Raw genomic sequence first — 22,791 nt, forward strand, 5'->3', positions numbered from 1 at the left:
TAGGGGTACTATAAATTAAATATAGCAATCCTAAATGATCTGTGAATACAGATAGGGGTAAAATACTGATAATATCATAGGTAGTCATAGCTAAATCAACTGTTTAAAACCTATTTAGGGATGCTATAGCAATTCTATTTCCCATGAGGTACAAAGGGATCCCCCTAAATCCCCCTTAAAAAGGGGGACTTTGAGGTTTAGAAGTGTACCTCATAAATGCAATAACCGCTATATAACTTCCTCAAACAAAACCTTTAGTAACAACCATGTCATATCAAAAACCTAAAATAGTAATCATCGGGGCTGGTTTTGCCGGATTGAGAGCAGTCAAAAATTTGGCCAGAGTCAATGCAGAAGTTTTATTGATAGATCGCAACAACTATCATACCTTTGTGCCTTTACTGTATCAAGTAGCTACTGGTTTTATTCCCCCAGAAGCGGTAGCCTATCCATTGCGAAAATTCTTGCGATACGCTCCTAATACCAGTTTTTTTCAAGCAGAAGTTTTAGAAATAGACTTTAACGCTAAACTTGTAAAAACTGATCAAAAAAATATTAATTATGACTATTTGATCATAGCTACGGGGAGTCAAACTAAGTTTCTCGGTGTAGATGGCGCACCTAAATACACCTATCCCTTGCAAACTCTCGATGATGCAGTAGCCCTACGAGATCGCATTTTGAGTAATTGTGAACAAGCTATTAGTTCTACTGACGAGGAAAGACGAAAACAACTACTTACGTTTACAATTGTCGGTGGCGGTGCGACAGGGGTAGAGTTGGCAGGAGCTTTAATTGAGTTAATTACAGATACCTTAGCTAAAGACTATCGGGAACTTGATTTAAAAGAAGTAAAAGTAATCTTAATTCATTCAGGAAATAGATTGCTGGCTGATTTTCCCGATCATTTAGGAGACTACACTGAGCAAGCGCTATGCCGTCGGGGAGTTCAAATTCATTTTAACACTCGTGTTAGTTCGGTCATGCCTGGAGCCATTGAATTAGAAGAGGGTTCGATAATTGAAACAGGAACTATTATTTGGGCTGTAGGAGTAAAAGCTAATCTTCCTGTAGAGTCTGACAAGTTAGCTACAGCTAGGAAAGATCAAGTTTGTGTGCGCTCAACTTTGCAATTATTAGAACATCCAGAAGTCTATGCTGTGGGAGATGTTGCCTATGTTAAGCAAGACGACAAACCACTTTTAGGGATTGCACCTGAAGCTTTACAGCAAGGAACGGCAGTCGCTAGTAATCTCAAACGACAGTTTGGAGGATTATCTCTCAAACCTTTTAATTATTTCAACAAGGGAACAGCAGCAATTATTGCTCGCAATGCAGGAGTTGCTTATCTGTTTGGCAGAATTTCCTTAAAAGGCTGGTTAGCTTGGCTGTTATGGTTAGGTATCCATTTATATTATCTTCCCGGTTTATCAAATCGTTTAACTGTTTTGGGTAGTTGGATTAGAGATTATCTCACAGGAGAACGCAACGTACGCCAAATTTTCTCTGTGTCTACCGCTACCAAACTCACTTTTTCCGACATACGGTAACCAGGGTAAAGGCATCTTTTTGGTTAACCAGGCATAGTTATGAATAAACCCTGCCTTGTCTTGATACAAAGCATGCATCAAGACAAGACAAATCAAAAAACTTGTTGGTTGCTAGGATCTAATAAAATACCTAACAGTTCTGTTTAGTTGTTTTTGATTTTAAGGGCCTCCCCTAAGGGATGCTTAGCAACGGAACTGTGCCAAGGAGTCTGGACTTACGAAAAAGCCTTTGTCCTTAAAGTCAGAAAACATTGGACATACTGAACCAGAACCACCTGCGGTCTCATACATTTCTTCGTTAGAACAGCCTTCTGTTAAACACTCTGAAGCATAGCTTTCGTAGAGGTCTTGTAATTCACCATTACTACATCCTTCATTGTTGCACTCCTCATTCCAGTTTGCAAAAGCAGCTGGAGTGAGCGCAAAGAAGCCTACCATTAAGAAGACCATTCCAAAAATTATAATGTCAGAAAAGATGCGCTTTAGACCACCAAAAAATTCGTTATTCATTGTTACTGTCTCCTTTAGAGAGAAATTGCTATTATTCCCAGAAAGTTATCATAAACGCTCTAGGATTCCTGTACCATGGTTGGCCAAAAAATATCCTAGTATTTTGACGAATCTAGACTAATTTTTTAGCTACCATGGTTAGCATACAGTCTTTTTTTTCTGCGGTCAAGATAGATCTATTTTTTTGTAAAATTTCTTAACTTTATGGTGTATTAAAGAAGCTATAAGCTAGACTGAATCAGGATTATAGGGAATAACAATAAATGATAAGAACAAATGAACTCCTTGACAAAGGGACCTGAGGGGGTGACATGAGCCCTAAAAAGCTTAGTATATAAGGCTTTGATGCGAATAAGCTCATGGAAGATAAAGTCCCAAATTAACCCTCTATTCATTGTCTTGATGCAAAGCGCGAGTGGGGGAAACCACGGCAGTCGCTCATGGGGGGAACCCCCAAGACCGCGCTGCCTCCCCAAGACCGCGCTGCATCGCTAAGTAACTTATGGGCTGAAATTATTACCCAGTAATGATTTCAGCTTGCATGTCACCCCCCCAGACCGAGGAGACTATCAAAACATTCCAACTTTACTGTCAATTAAGTCTGAGGGTAACTCCTTGAGAAACTGAGAAGGGTTAGCTGGTTCCCGATTCCCATAAAAGCGGCGCTCATGAGCATGGGACAAAAACAGTTGTTCCTGAGCGCGAGTAATCCCTACATAACACAAACGCCTTTCTTCCTCCAACGCTACAGGATCCCTAAGACTACGACTGTGAGGAAACAGTCCTTGCTCTAGGCCGACTAGAAAGACAATCGGAAATTCTAGCCCTTTAGCAGAGTGAAGGGTCATTAAAGAAACTGCTTTTTTCCCCTCTTCGAGGTTATCCATGTCAGAGGCAAGAGTTGCATTAGCAAGAAACCCTTCTAAGCTCGTTTCTTCGTTTTCTTCTTGAAATTGCTGGACTGCATTAAACAATTCTACAATATTTTCCAATCGATTCTCAGCTTCTTCAGTTCCTTTGTTTCTTAAATCGCCAATATAACCAGACTCTTCCATAATCCCTTTGAGAATCTCCAATGCTGTTCGGTCTTCCAATTGCTCCTGCCATTGAGACATAAGCTGAGAAAATTTCTTGACCGCTTTAGCTGACCTTCCCGCAAATGTATGAACTGAGGTTTCATCACTGAGAATTTCCCACAGGGGAACTCCTAATTCTTGGGCAGCTGTGACCAGATTGTTAATGGTAGTTTGTCCAATACCTCGTCGAGGAGTATTGATAATGCGCAATAGACTAACAGTATCGGATGGGTTTGCGATCGCTCTGAGGTAAGCCAGAGCATCTTTAATTTCTTTACGGTCATAGAACTTTAACCCACCAACTACAGTATAGAGAATATCCGCTCTGATCAAAACGTCTTCAAAGGCACGGGATTGAGCATTAGTACGATAAAGAATAGCAAAACTGCCGCCATCCAGTTCTGGATTTTGTCGTTTTAGTTGGATAATTTGACTGACTACAAACTGAGCTTCTTCCAATTCGTCATCAGCGGCAAAACAATAGATTTTTTCCCCGATACCCCGTGTTGCTCGCAGAACTTTATCAATCCGCTGGGTATTATTTTCGATCAGGTGGTTAGCAGCTTGAAGAATATTTTCCCTAGAGCGATAGTTTTCTTCTAGCTTGACCATAGTGCGAGTATCTTGGTCTGGTAAACCATCACCAAAGTCTTGCTGAAAACCCAGAAGGATGGTGAAGTCTGCCATTCGGAAACTGTAGATAGAGTTATGAGTAAGCAATCCATCGCTAAAGTAGACATGGTGCTTCTCTACCTCTAGGCTATACACCAAGCCACTGTATTCCTGACGCTGAATCCTAATCGGTTTCCAAGCCACTGTTTTGCCACCCTGATAGACAGCTATATCCATCAGTTCTGGTAATAAATTAATCGCTGCTAGCTCGATAGTACTTTTACCCCTTCCGCCTTGATAGGCAATGTCAGGGCTGTAAATGGGGTAGTTTGGGTCGAGTCCAAAGTCTTGAAGACAGGAAATCCCCCGTTCTGGTAACACATCACCCAGTACATTAAATAACTGCTCCAGCATCTGACGAGTGTACTCAGTGGCACCATTAATTGGTTCAAACGGGGCAGTGGGAATACCATAGCGTGCGGCAATATAAGACACTTTGAAGGAAGCTTCTGTCCGATTGTCGGTTGCCACCAGAATCCAAGCGGCATCTGCTTTCTCAACCCTGGCTCGATAGCCTAACTGAAATCCACCATCGCTTTTAAATAGCTTGCACCATCCGACTCGGTACCACTGACCTCGGCGGATTAGGTAGACAACATGAGTCTTTTCCTTAGCTTGCTGATTCCACCGGATTGGCCATCGATGGTTTGGTGTGGAGCGAGTAGTTTGGCTATCAACCGTTACCTCAATCAGATTGCCACTAAAAGGACGACTGGCTTTGTTGAAACGATAACCATTCACTCTGCCAACTACTGCGGAAGAATGAGGGTTATAGCTGACTAACCGATGTTGATTTGGGTCTAGTGCTTCGATTGGGACATATCCCTCAGTCGTGAGTACCTGAGTACCTGGTGGCTGACACTGGTCTGCATCCCCTACTACAAAAACTGAGCGATTCTGCCAATCCCACTGACTCTTTCGAGTTTCGCCATTGGTAGTCAATAAGCGAATCAGTTCATACTGAATGCGATTGGTATCTTGATACTCATCCACTAAAATGTGATAAAATTGCTGATGCCAGTAGCTTAAGACCGACTCATTCTGTTGGAATAGCCTCATTGGCACTAAAATGAGGTCATCAAAGTCCAAAGCATTGTTAGCAGCTAATTGCTCTTGGTAGTGACTATAGACATCAGCAATCACTCGTCCCCGGAAATTGGACTGTTCTCGCTCAAATTCCTGGGGAGATAAACCGCGATTTTTGGCATTGCTGATACCATAGCGCACAGAACGGGGGTTAAATTTGTGGTCATCAAGATTTAAGGTTTGAGTGACAATGCTTTTAACCAGGGTCTGGGCATCGGATTCGTCAAAGATGGAAAAGTTCCGATTCCACTTCCGTCCCTGATCATCTTGATATTTATTGATATCGAAGCGGAGAATCCGAGCAAACAGACTGTGGAAGGTGCCAATCCACAACGGTTTGGTGATTGTTCTGTAAACACGCGATCGCAACTGAGTTTGTTGGTCTTCTGGCAGAAGCTCCAACCTTTGACCATACTTCTGTTCCGCCAGCTGCTGAGCAAATATTTGCTCAATCCGCCCTTTCATTTCCCGTGCGGCTTTGTTAGTGAACGTCACCGCTAAGATATTTTCTGGTGAGACCTTGTGTTTGAGAATCAGATTAGCAATACGATAGGTCAAGGCTCGGGTTTTGCCAGACCCGGCACCAGCAACAACTAACAAGGGACCACAGAAATGTTCAACGGCTTGAAGTTGGGAAGGGTTAAGGTGGCTCAGGAAATCAGGGGTTGTACTCATAGGGGCGGATAAAATGCGATCGCAGATCTAGCTAGATCTATTTATCTTATAGCTGAGGCTATTCTAATGTTTAGTTTTTCCAGTGTGATTCTAAATATCCGATGATCTAGCAGCGCTCAATGGTCCATAAACACTTTCCCTACTCCCTACTCCCTACTCCCTACTCCCTACTCCCTACTCCCTACTCCCTACTCCCTACTCCCTACTCCCTACTCCCTACTCCCGATTCCCGATTCTTGACTGATGGTTTACACACGCCCCCTCGCTCGCTTAATTGAAGAGCTACAACGCCTGCCTGGAGTTGGTCCAAAGACTGCCCAACGACTAGCCCTTCATATCCTCAAGCGTCCAACACCGGAAGTCAAAGCCCTAGCGCAAGCGTTGGTGGAAGCCAAACAACAAGTTGGTTTTTGTAGAGTATGCTTTCACTTGTCTGCTGAACCGGTCTGCCAAATTTGCCGCAATTCCAACCGGGACCAGAAGACTATCTGTGTAGTTGCCGACTCAAGGGATGTGATTGCCATCGAAAAAACCCGCGAGTACCGAGGCCAATACCACGTTCTGGGAGGAGTGATCTCCCCTATGGATGGCATTGGTCCAGAACAACTCCATATCCAGCAACTTGTACAACGAGTCAGCCAGAAAACGATTCAAGAAGTCATTTTAGCCATCAATCCCAGTGTAGAAGGGGAGACAACCACACTATATATAGGTCAACTGATCAGGCCGTTTACCAAAGTGACCCGAATTGCCTTTGGTTTACCTATGGGAGGAGACCTAGAATATGCAGATGAAGTCACCCTAGCTAGAGCCTTAGAAGGACGCCGTGAGTTGGATTAAGCATTCGTGAGTTGGATTAAGCATTCGTGAAGGATGAATTATCAAGTGAGAAGATACTTCATCCTCCATCCTTCCATAAACTACTTCAACTTTTGCTTAATAAACGTCACCAGCTGACCTAACTGTTTCTTCAAGGCATCTATTTCCTGTTGCATTTTGGCAACCTTTGCCTTCAACTGCGCAATTTCCTGAGCTGATTCGAGCGATGACTCAGCGGTAGCTGCACTAACTGGTGCTGGTGCAGGAGTTGCTGGTCGCTTCTTAGCCTTTTGCATGGATTCTTTGATAGCGTCCGTCAGCTGCTTTTTATTAAAAGGCTTTTCAATAAAGGCAAAATACTTAAAAGGTTCTTTAATTTTAGCAGTTACTTCTTCCTTTCGGCCTGACATTAATACCAGAGGTATTGTTTGTAATTTAGGATCACTTTTAAGTTCATTAAAAATATCAAATCCACTCATTTTGGGCAGGATAAAATCTAACATGATAAAGTTAGGTTTTGCCTGGCGAATTAAATTAATTCCCTCCACCCCATCTTTAGCTTCGATGACTTCAAACCCCTTAGGTAACATCTCTTTGACATGCTTGCGGATTACCGTACTATCATCGATTACCAGGATTTTATGACTTGCCACGACTGACTCCTTTCCAAGGTAGTTTGAGGTAATTTTAAAAAAACAAATGTTGAATGAAGCGACTGTCGCCGACTCCAGAGGCTAATGTGGACACCCTAACTTAGGATCAGGGGAGTGCCAGTTTGCCTAGCGATGATCGACAAGTCACGACCTACCCAACTAAGATAACTCAGCCCTATCAATCTATAGCCATACCCCTATAAAAAGGTGTGGGAGATGTGACAATCTATCCCTATAGCAAAGGGAACAGGGAACAGGGAACAGGGAACAGGGAGTAGGGAGTAGGGAGTAGGGAGTAGGGAACAAACATTCTCTCAATTGATTTAGGATTGCTATAGTTAGTGCCATTCTAGGGTAAGACCCCACACCCGTTCAGGGTGAACCTGTGTTGAGGCTCGCCCGTCGGAATGCGATCGCGCCCCGCGTGACCTAGAGCCAATCGCATTCCGATGCAAAGTACTTGGTCTGGTTCAGTTACGATTAACCAGTTCCTATTACGGCCTAATTTCCCCCTACACCTGATCCGCCCACACCCCAACCAGACACTGATTTCTCGGTGTAATCAAAACAACTTAACTGCCAATCTTTTCTTTCCACAACCAACGAGGCAAAGTAACCAGGCACAGGGGTTAGACCAGCGATAGACCAACGGTAAACTGCCTGAGGGTCTTTGTTGATGCTCAGCAAGGCAGTCGGTTCAGCTGGATTTACAGAAACTTCGACCTGTTCCAAGCCAGCTAGTCCTTCACCAATCGCTTTGAGATAGGCTTCCTTACTGGTCCATCCCTGGAAAAATGCCTTGTGCTTTTGCTCCTCAGACACAGAACAAATCACGGCATACTCTTGGGGGGAAAAGAAACGTTGAGCGAGTTGCTCAGCATCTGGCATTGGTCGCAGGTATTCTAGGTCAACGCCAATGCGCTGATCCCAGGTAATAGCATACAGAATTAGTCCATGAGAGTGAGAAACATTAAAACGGAGTCTTCTGCCCCCACAAGTTTCCTTGAGTGCTGGCTTGCCCCGCTTTCCATAACAAAACTCCACTTGGCGTGGGTTCATGCCCAAATAGCGACCCAAGATTTGGCGCAAAAGACCCCGACCTGCTATAAAATGCTTTCTATCCCGCTCAAAGTAAAATCGCTCAGCTCTTTGGTGCTCGTCCTCAGAAAGAGTGGTTGCCAATTTCTCAATCAATACTCCACTCAGCTCCAACTGCGCACGCCAGAGATGGACATCATGGTTCAATAGTTGTAAATCTGTTGGGGGAATTAGCCACACTGGGGTCATGGTTCAATAAAAACTTATAAACATTAGTAGTTTCACAGTTACACCCAATAGTCAGACCAATAGTCAGATTTCATAAATTTAATGATTTTTACAGATACCCAATAACTTGCCTTACTATTAAAGTTAATGTGATGTTAAGCTGCCATGAGCTTTCCAAAGAAATTTAAATTCTTGTTCCTTAGTTACTCCAAAGAACCTCAAACCCGTAAAATAGATCAGCTTTGTATAGGGAATAGATAGAGCCTATGAGTTTTATCCCATCTCCATCTAATCAAGAATCAACCTTCCCAGCTACTTCTGACCTGTTTCTGCGCCATCGACTTAAAATTGTAGAGGATTTGTGGGAATCTGTTCTCCTATCTGAATGTGGTCAGGAACTTGTTGATTTACTCAAGCAACTGCGGGAATTGTGTTCTCCAGAAGGACAAGCCACTGAAGATCCTAAATCTTCAGTAGCTGATTTAATCCAACAGCTTGACCTTAATGAGGCTATCCGGGCATCACGAGCCTTTGCTCTATACTTTCAGCTGATCAATATTGTCGAACAACATTATGAACAACGAAATCAACAACTCTCAAGACGCCGCTCTTACCGAAGAAGCACTGAACCTGAGTTAACCCCCTTCGGCCAAGGTATTTTAACAAAAAATGGTAATTCGTCTTTGTCAACTGTTGTAACCGTTGACAAAGAGGTGGAAATAGGCAATGAGGTTACTCAACCAGGGGGTGCCGTTACCAATGTTATCGAAAAGAGCCACCAGGAAAACCAAGGATCCGAAAGAAAATTAGGGCTACTGGATTGGTTATTTCCCCACTTACACAAGCAGAATGTGCCACCAGGTCAAATTCAGCGGCTGATTGACAATCTTGATATTCGCTTGGTTTTCACAGCTCACCCCACAGAAATCGTTCGTCGTACCATTCGGGGTAAACAGCGACGGATGGCTAAGATTCTCGAACAATTAGACCAAGCGGAGCAAACCTATGGTACCTTAGGAATCACTTCGTCCTGGGAGGTGACTGAATGTAGCCAAAAGCTCATGGAAGAAATTCGCCTCTGGTGGCGCACCGATGAGCTACATCAGTTTAAGCCGGGAGTACTTGATGAGGTAGATTACACTCTTCACTACTTCCACGAAGTACTGTTTGATACAATACCCCAATTGTATAGTCGTTTCAAGCAAGCGTTGAAGGGTTCATTCCCCTGGCTGAACCCACCCGCTAAGAACTTCTGTCATTTTGGCTCTTGGGTAGGGTCAGACCGGGATGGTAATCCTTTTGTCACTCCCCAAATTACCTGGCAAACTGCCTGCTATCAACGAGATTTGGTGCTGGGTAAATATATAGGTGAGGTTAAGAATCTGACCGAATTATTGAGCCTGTCGTTGCACTGGTGTGATGTGCTACCGGAACTGTTGGACTCTCTAGAACAAGACCGTTCTCAATTGCCAGAGGTTTACGAACAGCTCGCCATTCGCTATCGGCAAGAACCCTATCGACTCAAACTGACCTACATTAAGCAAAAACTCGAAAACACCCGTGAGCGAAACCAACAGCTTGCCAATGGTATGCCTGTACCAGATGAGATGGCTAATGGTAAAAGCTGGAGTTTTTACCGCTCTGGAGAAGAATTCTTGGCAGAACTAAAGCTGATTGAGAGTAATCTGGTGGAAACCGGGTTGAACTGTCGTGAGTTAGACAATTTAATCGGTCAGGTGGAAATTTATGGCTTTTACCTGGCTCACCTAGATATTCGCCAGGAAAGTTCTCGCCACTCAGAAGCCCTGAGTGAAATTGCTGAGTACCTGCAAGTTTTGCCTAAGCCCTACAACTTGCTATCGGAATCCGAAGCATGCTTGTGGTTAACCGCTGAGTTGCGAACCCGACGTCCATTAATCCCAACAGAACTGCCATTTTCGGAAAAAACCTGCGAGACTATCGAAACCTTCCGGATGGTGCGGCAACTGCAACAAGAGTTTGGTCCCCAAATCTGCCAAACCTACATCATCAGCATGAGTCATACGGCCAGCGATTTGTTAGAAGTCCTCTTGTTGGCGAAGGAAGCTGGTTTGTATGACCCGGCCACTGGTCAGGGAACCATTCGCGTGGTGCCACTGTTTGAAACAGTGGAAGACCTTAAGCGTGCTCCAGCAGTGATGAAATCCCTGTTTGAGCTACCCTTGTATCGTGCTAGTTTGGCTGGTGGATATCAACAGTTGCAGGTTAGCCCATTAAACCTACCCTACTCGAACGCTAAAGGCGAACAACCAAATAACCCTGGCCAAAAGGCCACGCTACGGGAACAAGCGTTAACCTCTCCTAACTTACAAGAGGTAATGCTCGGCTACTCCGACAGTAACAAAGATTCTGGCTTCCTCAGTAGCAACTGGGAAATCCACAAAGCTCAGAAAGCCTTAGAGCACGTGGCCCAAGAGTACGGTATTGTTTTACGGATCTTCCATGGTCGTGGTGGTTCAGTCGGTCGTGGTGGTGGTCCATCTTATGAAGCTATCCTGGCGCAACCAGGTCGTAGTATCAATGGCCGAATCAAAATTACCGAACAGGGGGAAGTCCTTGCTTCTAGGTACTCTCTTCCAGGACTAGCGCTCTATCATCTCGAAACAATAGCCACAGCAGTGATGCAAGCTAGCTTACTCAATAATGGCTTTGATGATATCCAGCCCTGGAATGAAATTATGGAGGAGTTAGCTCAGACCTCCCGTACCCATTACCGAGCCCTGATTCACGACCAACCGGATCTGGTAGATTTCTTCCATCAAGTCACACCGATTCAAGAAATTAGCCAGTTGCAAATTAGTTCTCGCCCTGCACGGCGTAAATCAGGGAAGAAGGATTTAAGCAGTCTGCGGGCAATTCCTTGGGTCTTTAGCTGGACTCAAAGCCGCTTCCTGCTACCGAGCTGGTACGGTGTTGGCACTGCCCTACAAAGCTTTGTCGATCAGCAGCCAGAGGAAAATATCAACCTATTGCGCTGTTTCTATTCAAAATGGCCTTTCTTCAAAATGGTTATTTCCAAAGTAGAGATGACCTTAGCGAAGGTGGATTTACAAATTGCTCACCACTATCTCAAGGAACTTTCAAACCCTGAAGACCTGGAACGCTTCGAGCATTTGTTTGAGCAAATTGCTAAGGAATTTAACCTTACCTGCAATTTAGTCCTGACGATCACAGGACACCAAACACTGCTAGATGGCGACCCAAATTTACAACGGTCTGTACAGTTGCGTAATGGTACCATCGTTCCCTTAGGATTTTTACAGGTATCTTTGCTCAAACGCCTGCGTCAACATAGCAACCAGGTAACATTGGGTGTGGTTCAATCCCGGTATAGTAAGGGAGAGTTACTACGAGGAGCCTTATTGACGATCAACGGTATTGCTGCTGGCATGCGTAATACTGGCTGACCTGTAAAGAATGGAAAGTGAAGGATGAAGGATGAAGGATGAAAAACGAACCAATGGCGAAGTTATTCACTGTTAGTCTTTTTTTGTCCGGAATCCTTGTAATTGCAAATTTAGCCTAATGATTAAATAGGTGTTCAACTCTTTGTATATCCTTATGGCGGTGTCTGGCTTGCATCCTTTGTTTCCATTCTCGAATCGCGATCGCAGTTTTTTCTGTAGGAGGTGTATACTTCTGACTTTTCCCGGTGTTTTGCTTTGCCTGTCGTTGGTTTTGATTAGCTTGAGGTTGAATAACTAGAAACTCGGCAAGATTCTCTTGAAGTAATTTATGATCCAAGGCCCTTAGGATCGCTCTTGCGTTTGAATAACGCTCTTTGAGGGAAATAGCCAGCATTCTGTTGAGAATATTAGCAAAGGAATCACTCAATTCCAATGCTTTGCCCCACTTCAGTTCACCAGTTTGGCGCTCGCTCTGAAATGGTAGGGGGGCTTTTCCAGTAAGTAGGTAAATACAGGTAACCCCTAGGGAATAAATATCACTGCTATACACGGGTCGTAGGCTAAACTGTTCCGGTGGTGCAAATCCTACAGTACCGATGAAATGGGTAGTTGGGTTTCTGACACTGCTATCTGATACTTGGGCAATTAACTCCTTAACTGCCCCAAAATCAATTAGTACCAACTGACCATCATGAGAAAGAATAATATTCTGAGGTTTGATATCACGATGTATTACCCCATGGTCATGGATGTACTGCAATAACGGTAGTATGTCTCGCAGAAAATCTTTAACGGCTCCTGGGGATAAGCAACCAGAACGCCTCACCAACCGAGCTAGGGTAATGCCTCGAATGTACTCTTGAACCAAGTAGAATTCTCCATCGTCTACGAAATAATCGAGCAGCATGGGGATCTGGGGGTGAGTCCCCAGTTTGTTCAAAATTTTTGCCTCTCTTTCAAACCGCTGACGAGCATTATGTAATGCTTTTGGCTCACTGAATTTGGGGCGAAGTTGCTTGATGACACAAAACGGCTGACCCGGTAAGGATGTATCTTTGGCTAGAAAGGTTACACCGAAACCACCTCGACCAATCATCCGTAACACTTCATAGCGTGCGCGAAATAGCTGCTTTTTGCCACAAAGTTGACCTAACTCGGTATTCTTTAAGACATCACTGTGAAAAGAAGATAGCTTGACTTGCGGGAAATTCATTTATTTTTATATAGAAGGAGTAGCCATCAGCACCGATATGCTTTTAGTTTAGGCGTAAATATACGGGTTTGGCAGAATTATTCAGAGAGAAAAAAAATTTCCTACAGTTAATTAAAAATTAGGTAAAGTTGGTTGATAATACAGGGGTAAACCGAAAATATGACTATGCATCACAAACTAAACGAAGCCTTGGACCAAGGTCGTTGCCTGAAAGTAATTAGTGGCTTAAATACTTTTGATCCCGAGAAAGTTGCTGCTGTAGTCAAAGCAGCTTCACGGGGTGGAGCGACTTTTGTCGATATTGCCGCCTCGCCCGATCTAGTCAGGTTGGCACGAGGGTTAACGGATTTACCAATTTGTGTTTCTGCTGTAGAACCAAAGCAGTTTGTTATTGCTATCCAAGCTGGTGCTGATCTGATTGAAATTGGTAACTTTGATAGCTTTTATGCTCAGGGACAGTGGTTTGATGCTTCCGACGTATTGGCACTGACCATTGAAACCCGTAAATTACTACCCAATATAACCCTATCAGTAACTGTCCCCCACATTCTAAAGTTAGATCAGCAAGTAGAACTAGCGGCAGAATTAGTCAAAGCGGGTGCCGATATTATTCAAACTGAAGGGGGTACCAGCAGTAAACCTCGCTCCGCTGGCACCTTGGGTTTAATTGAAAAAGCAGCACCAACCTTGGCAGCTGCCTATGAAATTTCTCGTGCTGTGTCAGTACCAGTGTTGTGTGCTTCCGGGTTATCCAGTGTGACCGTTCCCATGGCCATTGCCGCTGGTGCTGCTGGTGTTGGCGTTGGTTCCGCTATCAATCAGTTAGATAGCGAAGTCGCAATGGTAGCAGCGGTTCGCAGCTTGGTAGAATCCCTCGAAGGTGTCAAGGGTGAAGGGTTGAAGGTTGAAGGTTGTTCGCGTAGCGTGGCCTTTTGGCCAAGGTTTGAAGGGTTGAAGGTTGAAGGTTGAACGGTTGTTCGCGTAGCGTGGCCTTTTGGCCAAGGTTTGAAGGGTTGAAGGTTGAAGGTTGAACGCGCACGGGTGGCCTTTTGGCCAAGGTTGCATGCTTGAAAACTAGTCTTCTAACCTTAAACCTGTTAACTTTAAACCTGTTAACCTTAAACCTGTTAACTTTAAACCTGTTAACCTCCAACCTGTTAACCTTCAACCTGTTAACCTTCAACCTATTAACCTTCAACCTGTTAACCTTCAACCTGTTAACCTTCAACCTTCAAACTAAACAGTCCTTCAATCCATAAACTACCTGTTGCTGTTCCTCAACGGTAAGTTCTGGGAACATTGGCAGGGACAATACTTGATGGCAGACTTGCTCAGCAACTGGAAACTGACCGATTTGATAGCCTAAGTCTTTGTAGACTGGCTGCAAGTGTAACGGCAGGGGGTAATAGACCATAGAACTAATACCTGCCTGCTTTAATTTTTGGCGTACCTCGTCCCGATAGTTGCTATTGCTGCTATCTTGAGTGAGGCGAATGGTGTACTGGTTCCAGACGGAATGTCCCCCAGGGGTTTCCCGAGGCCGGATGATCTCAGGTAATGGCTCCAATAACTGGTGATACCGGGTTGCTACCTGACGACGGGCATTGTTCCAGCCATCGAGATAGGGTAGCTTTACGTTAAGAATAGCGGCTTGTAGGGCATCTAAACGACTGTTGATACCATTGACTTGATGGTAATAGCCCGAGCATCTGCCGTGGTCTCTTAGCATCCGTATTGAGGCCGCAACAGTTTTGTCATTAGTAGTTACCGCACCACCATCGCCACAGGTTCCCAGATTCTTGGTGGGATAGAAGCTAAAACAACCAATATGTCCAATACTGCCAACCTTTTTTCCTACCCATTCAGCACCAGTCCCTTGGGCACAGTCTTCAATGACTGCAAGACAATGAGTCTTGGCGATATCCATCACAGCAGTCATATCTACTGGCTGCCCGAACAGGTGAACTGGTATAATTGCTCTAGTATTATGGGTAATTGCTTTCTCAATTTGATTGAGATCGATATTAAAGGTTTCGGGATTGATATCTACAAAGACTGGGGTAGCACCAACTTCAGCAATTACTTCAGCAGTAGCGATGAAGGTGAAGGGTGTGGTAATTACCTCATCACCTGGTCCGATATCTAAAGCTCGCAGGGCGAGATAGAGAGCGTCTGTACCAGAGTTACATGCAATGCATTCCAGGGTACCGGTGTAAGCCGCAAACTGTTGCTCAAAGTGTTCTACAACTGGACCACCAATATAACGTCCAGAGGAAAGAACGTCACCGACAGCAGCACTGACTTGTTCTCCAATAACTTGGTACTGCCGTTTTAAGTCAAGAGGGGGTATAGTATTCACTTGTTCCTCACACCTTAAGTTGTTTTCAATTAAAACAGAATTTTTTGCAAAAAGGGTTCAAATTTTACCTGCAGCTTACTTTTCACTCCTGGCCTTGAAGGTTTGTTCGCGTAGCGTGGCCTTTGGCCAAGGTTGAAGGTTGAAGGGTTGAAGGTTGAAGGGTTGAAGGGTTGAAGGGTTGAATGGTTGAATGGTTGAATGGTTGAATGGTTGAATGGTTTGAAGCTGGGATGCTGGGATGGTTGATGGTTCAAAACTAGTCTTCAACCGGTTAACATTCAACCGGTTAACATTCAACCTGTTAACCTTCAACCTATTAACCTTCAACCGGTTAACCTTCAACCTGTTAACATTCAACCGGTTAACCTTCAACCGGTTAACCTCCAACTGCCATCACAATTAACAGAGGATCTGACACAATAGATTAAAACAAGTTAGCTGTGGTGGCTGGTGGATTCTTTGATTGAACTCGATATTAGCGATTTAGCGTGGGGATTGGGCATGATGGCGATCGCAATTGGTTTATCGAGCTGGCAAAGGCTGGGTTTGGAAGTTCAACTAGCGATCGCAACTGGCCGAACTATCGTACAACTCATTGTTGTGGGATATGTGCTGGCTGTAATTTTTGCCTTAGATCACCCGATTCCTGTTTTAGGTATCTTAATGGTAATGCTGACTATTGGTACCATTACTGCCCGCAATCGGATTAGTAACCACAAGATACCGAGACTTTTACCAATAGTTTTCAGTTCCCTGTTCTTCAGTACAGCATTGACCTTAATCTATACAAATCTATTGATGATTCAACCAGAACCTTGGTATGCACCCCAGTACCTGATTCCCTTAGGAGGTATTGTGCNAGTAGGGAGTAGGGAGTAGGGAGTAGGGAGTAGGGAGTAGGGAGTAGGGAGTAGGGAGTAGGGAGTAGGGAGTAGGGAGTAGGGAGTAGGGAGTAGGGAGTAGGGAGTAGGGAGTAGGGAGTAGGGAACTTCCGATTAAGTGCCTACCTACTCACCTAGGATTAATCACTCCCAATCTCCCCATCTCCCAATCTCCCCATCTCCCAATCTCCCCATCTCCCCATCTCCCCACACTCCCCACACTCCCCACACCTCCCCATCTCCCCATCTCCCCATCTCCCCACACTCCCCACACTCCCCACACCTCCCCATCTCCCCATCTCCCCACCTCCCCACCTCCCCACCTCCCCACACCTCCCCCACTCCCCACACTCTCCCGACTCCCGACTCCCGACTCCCGACTCCCCATCTCCCGACTCCCCGCACCATCTCCGAGATATGATCAAGAACAGACGTAAATCAAGAGGTACCCCATGTCCCGTAGATGTCAGTTGACTGGTAAAAAGGCCAATAACGGCTATGCTGTTTCTCACTCCCACCGTCGGACTAAGCGCTTACAAAACGTTAACTTACAGGTTAAAAGAGTTTGGTGGGAAGAAGGGAAACGCTGGGTGAAGCTGCGGATTTCCACTAAGGCGATTAAGACCTTACAGAAAAAGGGCCTGCAAGCAATGGCTCAGGAAGCTGGTATTAATCTAAATCATTATTAAGGGAATAGGGAGTAGGGAGTAGGGAGTAGGGAATCGGGAATCGGGAGTCGGGAGTCGGGAATCGGGAATCGGGAACATTTTAAAACAGATATGATATATTAACCCGATAATTGAGCATCTCCCTATCTCCCCATCTCCCCATCTCCCCATCTCCCCGCACTTCCCACACTTCCCACACTCCCGCCCCATCTCCCCATCTCCCCATCTCCCCATGTTTTTTTCTCTGGGGATGATGGGTTTTTCGCTTAATGTGGGTAGGTTAAATCTATGAGTTTTTGGTAAAGGGGATATAGTCTGCCTTTAGAGGAGGTAGGAAAATTCTAGGTTAGGTAAACTGTTAACAAATCGTGGTATTTTTCGTAAATCTCGATAGTATAATTAAATATTTAAGAATATTCTCTATTCGTAGGTAGACCTAACACTATGGGGTTAACCGTAGATAGGTAATCCTTGGCTTCGTTGAAGCATTTGAATATAGGACTACCAATTAAGGCAATTAAGGTGTTTGACATTGATACAAGCAGCAAAAGCTAATGCACGTCAACTATTGCTAGCATGCCTATTGCCTATTGCCTTGATCTATATCATCTAGGGTGCTTGAACTAGTTCGTATTCAGGAATCTACTCAGGAAATGTGACAGGAAAATCCCTATGTCAACCAGGAAGTCAACCAGGAAGAAGTTAGCGAATGCGATCGCAAAACTACTCAAACAGGTAGTCAAACTCTCTCAAGCCATCACCAAACCTTTGATGCGTTGGCTGTTGCGTAGCTTATTTATTTTACACCGTCGGTCGCGGGTGGCAACCGCTGGGTTTGTGTTACCGACCGCAATTATGGTGACCTTGGTGGTAACCTTGCTGGTAACTGCCATTGTGTTGCGCTCCTTTGACCGGGTCAAAAATGCCAGTAATTATCGCGTCAATCAAGCAGTTTTCAATGCCGCTGCTCCAGCCATTGAGCGGGCTCAAGCCAAATTAGAAGCCTTGTTTGCTGACCCCACCCTGCCCCGCTCCACCCCATCAGAGGAAGCCTTGGAAAATGCGTTCACGAATAGCAAATACAACTTTGGTGATGAAACCCGTTTGACCCTCGAAGACGAAGACAGTGACGGCAAAGTAAGCACCATAGACACTGCCTGGAGGTTTCCGGTTGATACGGATAATAATGGCCTATTCGATAGCTACACCCTCTACGGAATTTATTTCAAAAGTCCACAGCCAAGTCCAAATCAAAACGAAAAAACCAGAACCCCTCTACAAGCGAGAACCCGACCGATGGGGGAGTCTGGCGATAGCAAGCGATGTCCCCTAGCCGCTGACACTAGCGCTAGCCTAGTGGATAATTCCGGGTGGTTTAAGTCCGGGTCGAAGTTAAAGAAAAGTATATTTGTTTACACCGCAACGGTGCCGATTGTAGCTGGGGATAACAACATAGATGGTCAAACCTATGAGGCTTACAAGGGTGAGGCCGGATTATCAGCTCTAGAGTATCAGCAAGACCGAGCCAGAATTCCCCTAGCCAACAATGCCATTGTCTACGAGGATGATTTACAAATTACTCCTGGGGAGGGCATCCAGATTAATGGCCGGATTTTTACCAACGGGAATTTTCTTACCGGTAATGATGAAGGAAGTAATGAGTATTTTCAAGTCAGTAGCCCGGAATCTTGCTACTACACAGAAGAAAACAGCAAGATCGTTGTCGGGGGCAATATGGCCTTTGGTCGTGTTGATCAGGAGCAAGATCAAGACGGAGGAGACATACATCTGTTCAGAGGAGATGACCCACCGGCGAAAGTTAAGTTAGGCAAAAATGAAAATAAATCTGTTGACGCACCACCCAATCAGATTGGGGATAACAGCCAAGCCTACACGGACCGAATTAATGATCTGGTAAATGCTGTCAACGCTAAAGCTCAGGGTGATGAACGAAAAGAACTAGAAAGATACTTCAAAGACCGCACCCGTCGTGTTCCCTATGCAGAAGTTCCCGATGGTGAAGACCCGGGAAATGCAAAGATCCAAGGTACTGGTGACGAGCTTCGACCCCAGGATGATTGGATATTCCCTTATAAACCAGGTACTAGCAACAGTAACAATAAGCTGAAGCTGAATATCAATGGAAACACTCTCAGTCCGGCAGCAACGGAACCAAGCCTACAAGAGGAACGAGGTACGGAAAAAACAATTGGCGATCGCGTTTTGATCGGTCATGGCTTACCTGCTCTATGGTGGGATAAAAATGCACAGCAATTCCAGGGTGCCAGAGCTCAACAAGCCATAGATGATACGGTTGAGTGGGATGACTTTCAGGATGAGGACAATAAGCTGCGCTACCGCACTACCCAAATCACTCCCTTATCTGAGTTAGGGGATACTGACCGCAATGGTTTCTGGGAAGCAGCAGCAGCCAGGCAACCGGTTCAGCCTCTGGAAGGGTATGGGGGATTGCGGGTAGTCACCGGTGCTGGGATTTATGTGGATGATGATGAGTTGGGTCTGTTGACGAGAACCAAAGGACAACCTAATTTCCCTCGCGATAACGGCAATACTCTTAATAATCCTGATTTGGAATCTTATTTGCCCCCTCCTGGTTGGGATATTAGGTTTGTCGATCCTGGAAGTCGGCGTATTGATGACAGAATACAGGTAAATGACATAACAGCCCAATTGAGAGGATTCCCTATACGTGTCTGGCCAGATACCATGCCCATGCATGGTGGTGTAGAGGGTGATTTAACTGGAAATAATAATGGTAAGACTTCTAAGGGTGATGACATTACTGATTTTTACCAGCAAAGTGACCTATTGATGAGGGCAAGCGCGGTTTATCACTACACCCAAAACCCAGGAAAGAACCCAGAAGAAGAAAATTTTGACCAAGAACCGATTGCCTGTGTCAGTAGCTACTATGACCCCACAGATGAAGACTCCGCTAAAAATAGAGTTTCATCTGGGGGTGGGGATTGGGACGACCTAGAGCGATTTGATCCTAACAACGGCAGGTCTAACAATGGCATCGTTTACGCCTTTCCTGGTAGAAATGCTGGCAACCCAAAACTGCAACGACAATCCCGATTAGTATTTCCCAATGGGCGTCTTGTCAACGAACCCTTGAGAAGAGCCTTAAACACACCAGCAGATGAGCTCACCCTAGCTGATTATTCAGCCATTGATACTGCAATTTGCGCCTTAGCAATTTTAGACGGTGCTACTCCTATGGGTGATCCACCGATCCCTCATGGGGCAATCTACGAACAGTCCTTTTTGAATGCCAGACAAGTCCAGGATATTAATCAGGCTCCTAACCAGGCCAATAACTATAATTTATCTGAGCATACCTATGACCTAGGGATAGAAGACCGTCAGCCTCTGGAAATCAGGGCTACGGTGTTGGATCTCAATCTGCTCAGAACAACACCAATTGATGGATTAACCAACGGTAAAGGTCCCACCCCAGAATTTCTGCTACCGGATAGTGGGGTTATCTACGCCACCCGTGATGATGCTTTACCAGACCTAAGTCGGAATGATCCCAACGCTACCCGTGAAGAAAATCTCAGCTCCAGTAGCGTAGACTTTACCCTAGACCCCACCCGCCGTCCCAATGGAATTATGTTACGCAATGGGACAGTGCTAGCCCGTCAAGACGAAGATAACTCATTTACATTGACCGATCCGCCAGGAGCAGAGAAAGGGTTAATTTTAGCTACCAATTTGCCAGTGTATATCAAAGCCGATGACAACGTTATCAATGGGGATATAAAATCCGGCTTTAATTTACACCAAACCCCTGAGGGAAAGTTGGTGGAAGAGTTTACACAGCAGCTACAAAATAAAAAGTGGGATGATGGCAATTTCTACGGTCGTGAAACTCTCGACGGAAACTTTGCTTGTCGCCAAAAGGATGATAGATTGGAAAATTGTAATTCAGGGGATTTGTGGCGACCAGCAGTAGTGATTGCTGATAGCGTTACCCTACTGTCTAATGATTTTGAGTTTGGTTACCGCTCCGATGGGGACTATGACCTGAGGGGAATACCAATGGGTATTGACTTAGACCTGGATGATGACTTAATAGACCTTGTAAATGAGGCTACATATGGTGCTGACCTGAATGGCAACGGTGTCACAGGTGCCGATCAGGTTTTAGAGTCTCAAATTGTCATAGGTTATGACGTAAACGGGAATGGTGACTTAGCAGACACTTTCGATGAAACACAGATTGGCTTTGACCTCAATGGTAATGGTAATGCAACTGAAATTGGGGTTCCCGAGTCTCAGATAACTGTTGCGGCAGGACTAAAACTTAATGGCATATTTGACAATAATTTTGTCACTAGTGCCAACTGGTGGGATGTCAATGATGACAATATTATTGATAATCCAGATGGGAGGGGCAACCCTCAGCCTAGTCTTGATTCAAGACCTATTACTATAGAAAATCCGAACCCTAGAAGAATAAACAGTTCCTACCTCAGCAATTTTGTCACTCCCATTCAGCGACGGGTAGAATTTCCAGAGTATGTGATGGAAATCTGTCGGAAAGTTCCAGTTTCAGCTTGTACACCTGATGACTGGGTGGTTAGTGCACAAAACGCTGCTACACCGCAAAAGGCTAGTAACCTTGTAACACAATCTGTCAATCTACTTTTCTCCGGCACAACCGCAAGACCTGCCATAGATCCCGACGATCGACGCTATCCCCGTCGCATTGCTTTCCAACGAGATCCTGCTAAAAATAACAACTTGGTTCTCAATGACGGTCTTCCGATTCCTCTGGGAATCAACGGAGCTGATGGAACAGGAGATAATAGTGGGACTGTCCAAGAATACCCATACAATAGTTTCAGCCCTACCAAAAGACCTCGATTAGCACCACATGCTCTGTGGTATAAAACAACTAGAAATCAAAGTGATCCTACCGATGATGGTCGTCTAAGCTTCGGTGGTGAAAGACCACTGTTTTACCAAAAGCCATTACAAAACCCAACAACAGAGCAACCGATGTTGGTACCAGCCCTACAAGTTCACTCCCTGACTGCTCAACCAAGAATAAACCAAAACGGATTCCCGATAATACAATCGGAATGTGTGGAAATCGAAGAGGGCTGGACACAGCGAGCCAATGAAGACGGAGAAACCTTCAATTTAGTGATTGCTTCCGGGGATAGTCCCCCAAGCCCACAGGAAAATAATGGTGGTTTAGCTAACTTCGTCCGTTACCTAGAAAACTGGCAGCAACCGGGTGGAACTTGCGGCGAACCAAAGGGTATTCCGGCTCGGATCAGCGGCTCCCTGATTCAGTTCAAGCGTTCGGCCTATGATACAGCCCCATTCTGGCATGGCCCCCAGGATGCCCCGAATATAAACGTCCCCAGTCGATTTGGATACGAGATAGATCAGGATGATCGAGCTAATGGGTCCTTTATGCCCTATGCCACTGGTAATGGCAAACTGCCCTATTACATGGCACCCCAACGTCGATATGGTTTCGATGTGGCTCTGCTGACTCAGTTACCAGACCTGTTCTCTGGCCTGTTTACCACTCCCCCAGCGGGAGACCCTGATGAGTTTTTCCGCGAAGTTTCCCGAGATGACCGATGGGTCAAAACCTTACTGTGTGCTGAAGACGATAAAGGAAATCTAGCGGTTAACGGGCGCTATTGCCCGTCAAAAAACGGTGCTTGAAGGTTGGAGGTTGTTTGGTTGTTCGCGTAGCGTGGCCTTTGGCCAAGGTTGTTTGGTTGAAGGTTGGAGGTTGTTCGCGTAGCGTGGCCTTTGGCCAAGGTTGTTTGGTTGAAGGTTGGAGGTTGTTCGCGTAGCGTGGCCTTTGGCCAAGGTTGTTTGGTTAAAGGTTGAAGGTTGAAATTATGAATAATCAAGCACGATTGTA

At 45.1% G+C, this 22,791-nt stretch carries 20 protein-coding genes; 8 read left to right on the forward strand and 12 right to left on the reverse strand.

What is annotated here, in order from left to right:
* Positions 1-266: 266 nt before the first annotated feature.
* On the forward strand, positions 267-1,550 hold the full coding sequence (locus F6K57_RS07730) for an NAD(P)/FAD-dependent oxidoreductase (RefSeq protein ID WP_293066290.1): 1,284 nt from the start codon (positions 267-269) through the stop codon (positions 1,548-1,550).
* Between the two features lie 183 nt (positions 1,551-1,733).
* On the opposite strand, the gene F6K57_RS07735 is transcribed toward F6K57_RS07730, so the two are convergent.
* Both F6K57_RS07735 and F6K57_RS07740 read right to left on the reverse strand, forming a co-directional pair.
* Positions 1,734-2,060: a hypothetical protein gene (locus F6K57_RS07735; protein ID WP_293066292.1), complete on the reverse strand. Its 327-nt coding sequence runs from the start codon at positions 2,058-2,060 to the stop codon at positions 1,734-1,736.
* Between the two features lie 569 nt (positions 2,061-2,629).
* Entirely contained in the window at positions 2,630-5,569 is a 2,940-nt protein-coding gene (locus F6K57_RS07740) for a UvrD-helicase domain-containing protein (protein ID WP_293066294.1), read from the reverse strand.
* Positions 5,570-5,688: 119 nt separating this feature from the next.
* On the opposite strand from F6K57_RS07740, the gene F6K57_RS07745 reads away from it, so the two are divergent.
* Complete coding sequence (locus F6K57_RS07745; RefSeq protein ID WP_293066295.1) at positions 5,689-5,847, forward strand: hypothetical protein; 159 nt, start codon at positions 5,689-5,691, stop codon at positions 5,845-5,847.
* Positions 5,813-6,409 carry a recombination mediator RecR gene (gene recR, locus F6K57_RS07750; protein WP_293017409.1) on the forward strand — a complete coding sequence of 199 codons (597 nt, stop codon included), beginning with the start codon at positions 5,813-5,815 and terminating at the stop codon, positions 6,407-6,409. Before F6K57_RS07745 ends, recR begins: the two co-directional genes overlap by 35 nt.
* Positions 6,410-6,489: 80 nt before the next feature.
* Here the strand turns inward: recR and F6K57_RS07755 are convergent, their stop codons facing one another.
* The 3 genes from F6K57_RS07755 to F6K57_RS07765 all read right to left on the reverse strand — a co-directional run bounded on the left by F6K57_RS07755 (position 6,490) and on the right by F6K57_RS07765 (position 8,328).
* Complete coding sequence (locus F6K57_RS07755) at positions 6,490-7,041, reverse strand: response regulator (RefSeq protein ID WP_293017410.1); 552 nt, start codon at positions 7,039-7,041, stop codon at positions 6,490-6,492.
* Positions 7,042-7,224: 183 nt separating this feature from the next.
* The gene (locus tag F6K57_RS07760) at positions 7,225-7,389 is read right to left on the reverse strand and encodes a hypothetical protein (RefSeq protein ID WP_293017411.1); all 165 of its coding nucleotides are present in this window, start codon (positions 7,387-7,389) and stop codon (positions 7,225-7,227) included.
* Positions 7,390-7,542: 153 nt separating this feature from the next.
* Complete coding sequence (locus F6K57_RS07765; RefSeq protein WP_293042345.1) at positions 7,543-8,328, reverse strand: 4'-phosphopantetheinyl transferase superfamily protein; 786 nt, start codon at positions 8,326-8,328, stop codon at positions 7,543-7,545.
* Positions 8,329-8,573: 245 nt separating this feature from the next.
* Here F6K57_RS07765 and F6K57_RS07770 point away from each other — a divergent pair, with 245 nt between their 5' ends.
* Positions 8,574-11,753, forward strand: coding sequence for a phosphoenolpyruvate carboxylase (locus F6K57_RS07770; RefSeq protein WP_293017413.1), 3,180 nt, complete (start codon positions 8,574-8,576; stop codon positions 11,751-11,753).
* Positions 11,754-11,868: 115 nt separating this feature from the next.
* On the opposite strand, the gene F6K57_RS07775 is transcribed toward F6K57_RS07770, so the two are convergent.
* On the reverse strand, positions 11,869-12,966 hold the full coding sequence (locus F6K57_RS07775; RefSeq protein WP_293017414.1) for a serine/threonine-protein kinase: 1,098 nt from the start codon (positions 12,964-12,966) through the stop codon (positions 11,869-11,871).
* A gap of 159 nt (positions 12,967-13,125) precedes the next feature.
* Between F6K57_RS07775 and F6K57_RS07780 the strand changes: the two genes are divergently transcribed.
* The gene (locus F6K57_RS07780) at positions 13,126-13,935 is read left to right on the forward strand and encodes a DUF561 domain-containing protein (protein WP_293017415.1); all 810 of its coding nucleotides are present in this window, start codon (positions 13,126-13,128) and stop codon (positions 13,933-13,935) included.
* Here the strand turns inward: F6K57_RS07780 and F6K57_RS07785 are convergent.
* From F6K57_RS07785 to F6K57_RS07795, 3 genes are all read right to left on the reverse strand, one after another.
* A complete protein-coding gene (locus F6K57_RS07785; protein ID WP_293017416.1) occupies positions 13,850-14,023 on the reverse strand; it encodes a hypothetical protein in 174 nt (57 codons plus the stop codon). The genes F6K57_RS07780 and F6K57_RS07785 overlap by 86 nt on opposite strands.
* A gap of 174 nt (positions 14,024-14,197) precedes the next feature.
* Positions 14,198-15,325 carry a DegT/DnrJ/EryC1/StrS family aminotransferase gene (locus F6K57_RS07790; RefSeq protein ID WP_293066302.1) on the reverse strand — a complete coding sequence of 376 codons (1,128 nt, stop codon included), beginning with the start codon at positions 15,323-15,325 and terminating at the stop codon, positions 14,198-14,200.
* Between the two features lie 75 nt (positions 15,326-15,400).
* Positions 15,401-15,622 carry a hypothetical protein gene (locus F6K57_RS07795; RefSeq protein ID WP_293066305.1) on the reverse strand — a complete coding sequence of 74 codons (222 nt, stop codon included), beginning with the start codon at positions 15,620-15,622 and terminating at the stop codon, positions 15,401-15,403.
* A gap of 153 nt (positions 15,623-15,775) precedes the next feature.
* Between F6K57_RS07795 and F6K57_RS07800 the strand changes: the two genes are divergently transcribed.
* A complete protein-coding gene (locus tag F6K57_RS07800) occupies positions 15,776-16,204 on the forward strand; it encodes an ABC transporter permease (RefSeq protein ID WP_364301805.1) in 429 nt (142 codons plus the stop codon).
* 132 nt (positions 16,205-16,336) lie between these two features.
* Here the strand turns inward: F6K57_RS07800 and F6K57_RS07805 are convergent, their stop codons facing one another.
* Positions 16,337-16,594 carry an isopentenyl pyrophosphate isomerase gene (locus F6K57_RS07805; protein ID WP_293066307.1) on the reverse strand — a complete coding sequence of 86 codons (258 nt, stop codon included), beginning with the start codon at positions 16,592-16,594 and terminating at the stop codon, positions 16,337-16,339.
* Positions 16,595-16,658: 64 nt separating this feature from the next.
* On the opposite strand from F6K57_RS07805, the gene rpmB reads away from it, so the two are divergent.
* Complete coding sequence (gene rpmB / locus F6K57_RS07810; protein WP_293028021.1) at positions 16,659-16,895, forward strand: 50S ribosomal protein L28; 237 nt, start codon at positions 16,659-16,661, stop codon at positions 16,893-16,895.
* Here rpmB and F6K57_RS07815 read toward each other — a convergent pair.
* Entirely contained in the window at positions 16,881-17,108 is a 228-nt protein-coding gene (locus F6K57_RS07815) for a hypothetical protein (protein WP_293035991.1), read from the reverse strand. The genes rpmB and F6K57_RS07815 overlap by 15 nt on opposite strands.
* Before the next feature lie 438 nt (positions 17,109-17,546).
* Between F6K57_RS07815 and hpsA the strand changes: the two genes are divergently transcribed.
* Entirely contained in the window at positions 17,547-22,586 is a 5,040-nt protein-coding gene (gene hpsA / locus F6K57_RS07820) for a hormogonium polysaccharide biosynthesis protein HpsA (RefSeq protein WP_293035993.1), read from the forward strand.
* Here hpsA and F6K57_RS07825 read toward each other — a convergent pair.
* Positions 22,559-22,780: a hypothetical protein gene (locus tag F6K57_RS07825; RefSeq protein WP_293035995.1), complete on the reverse strand. Its 222-nt coding sequence runs from the start codon at positions 22,778-22,780 to the stop codon at positions 22,559-22,561. The two genes, hpsA and F6K57_RS07825, sit on opposite strands and share 28 nt — an antisense overlap.
* Between the last annotated feature and the right edge of the window lie 11 nt (positions 22,781-22,791).

Source organism: Moorena sp. SIO4A5 (genome assembly GCF_010672005.1).
In the GTDB taxonomy this organism is placed as follows: domain Bacteria; phylum Cyanobacteriota; class Cyanobacteriia; order Cyanobacteriales; family Coleofasciculaceae; genus Moorena.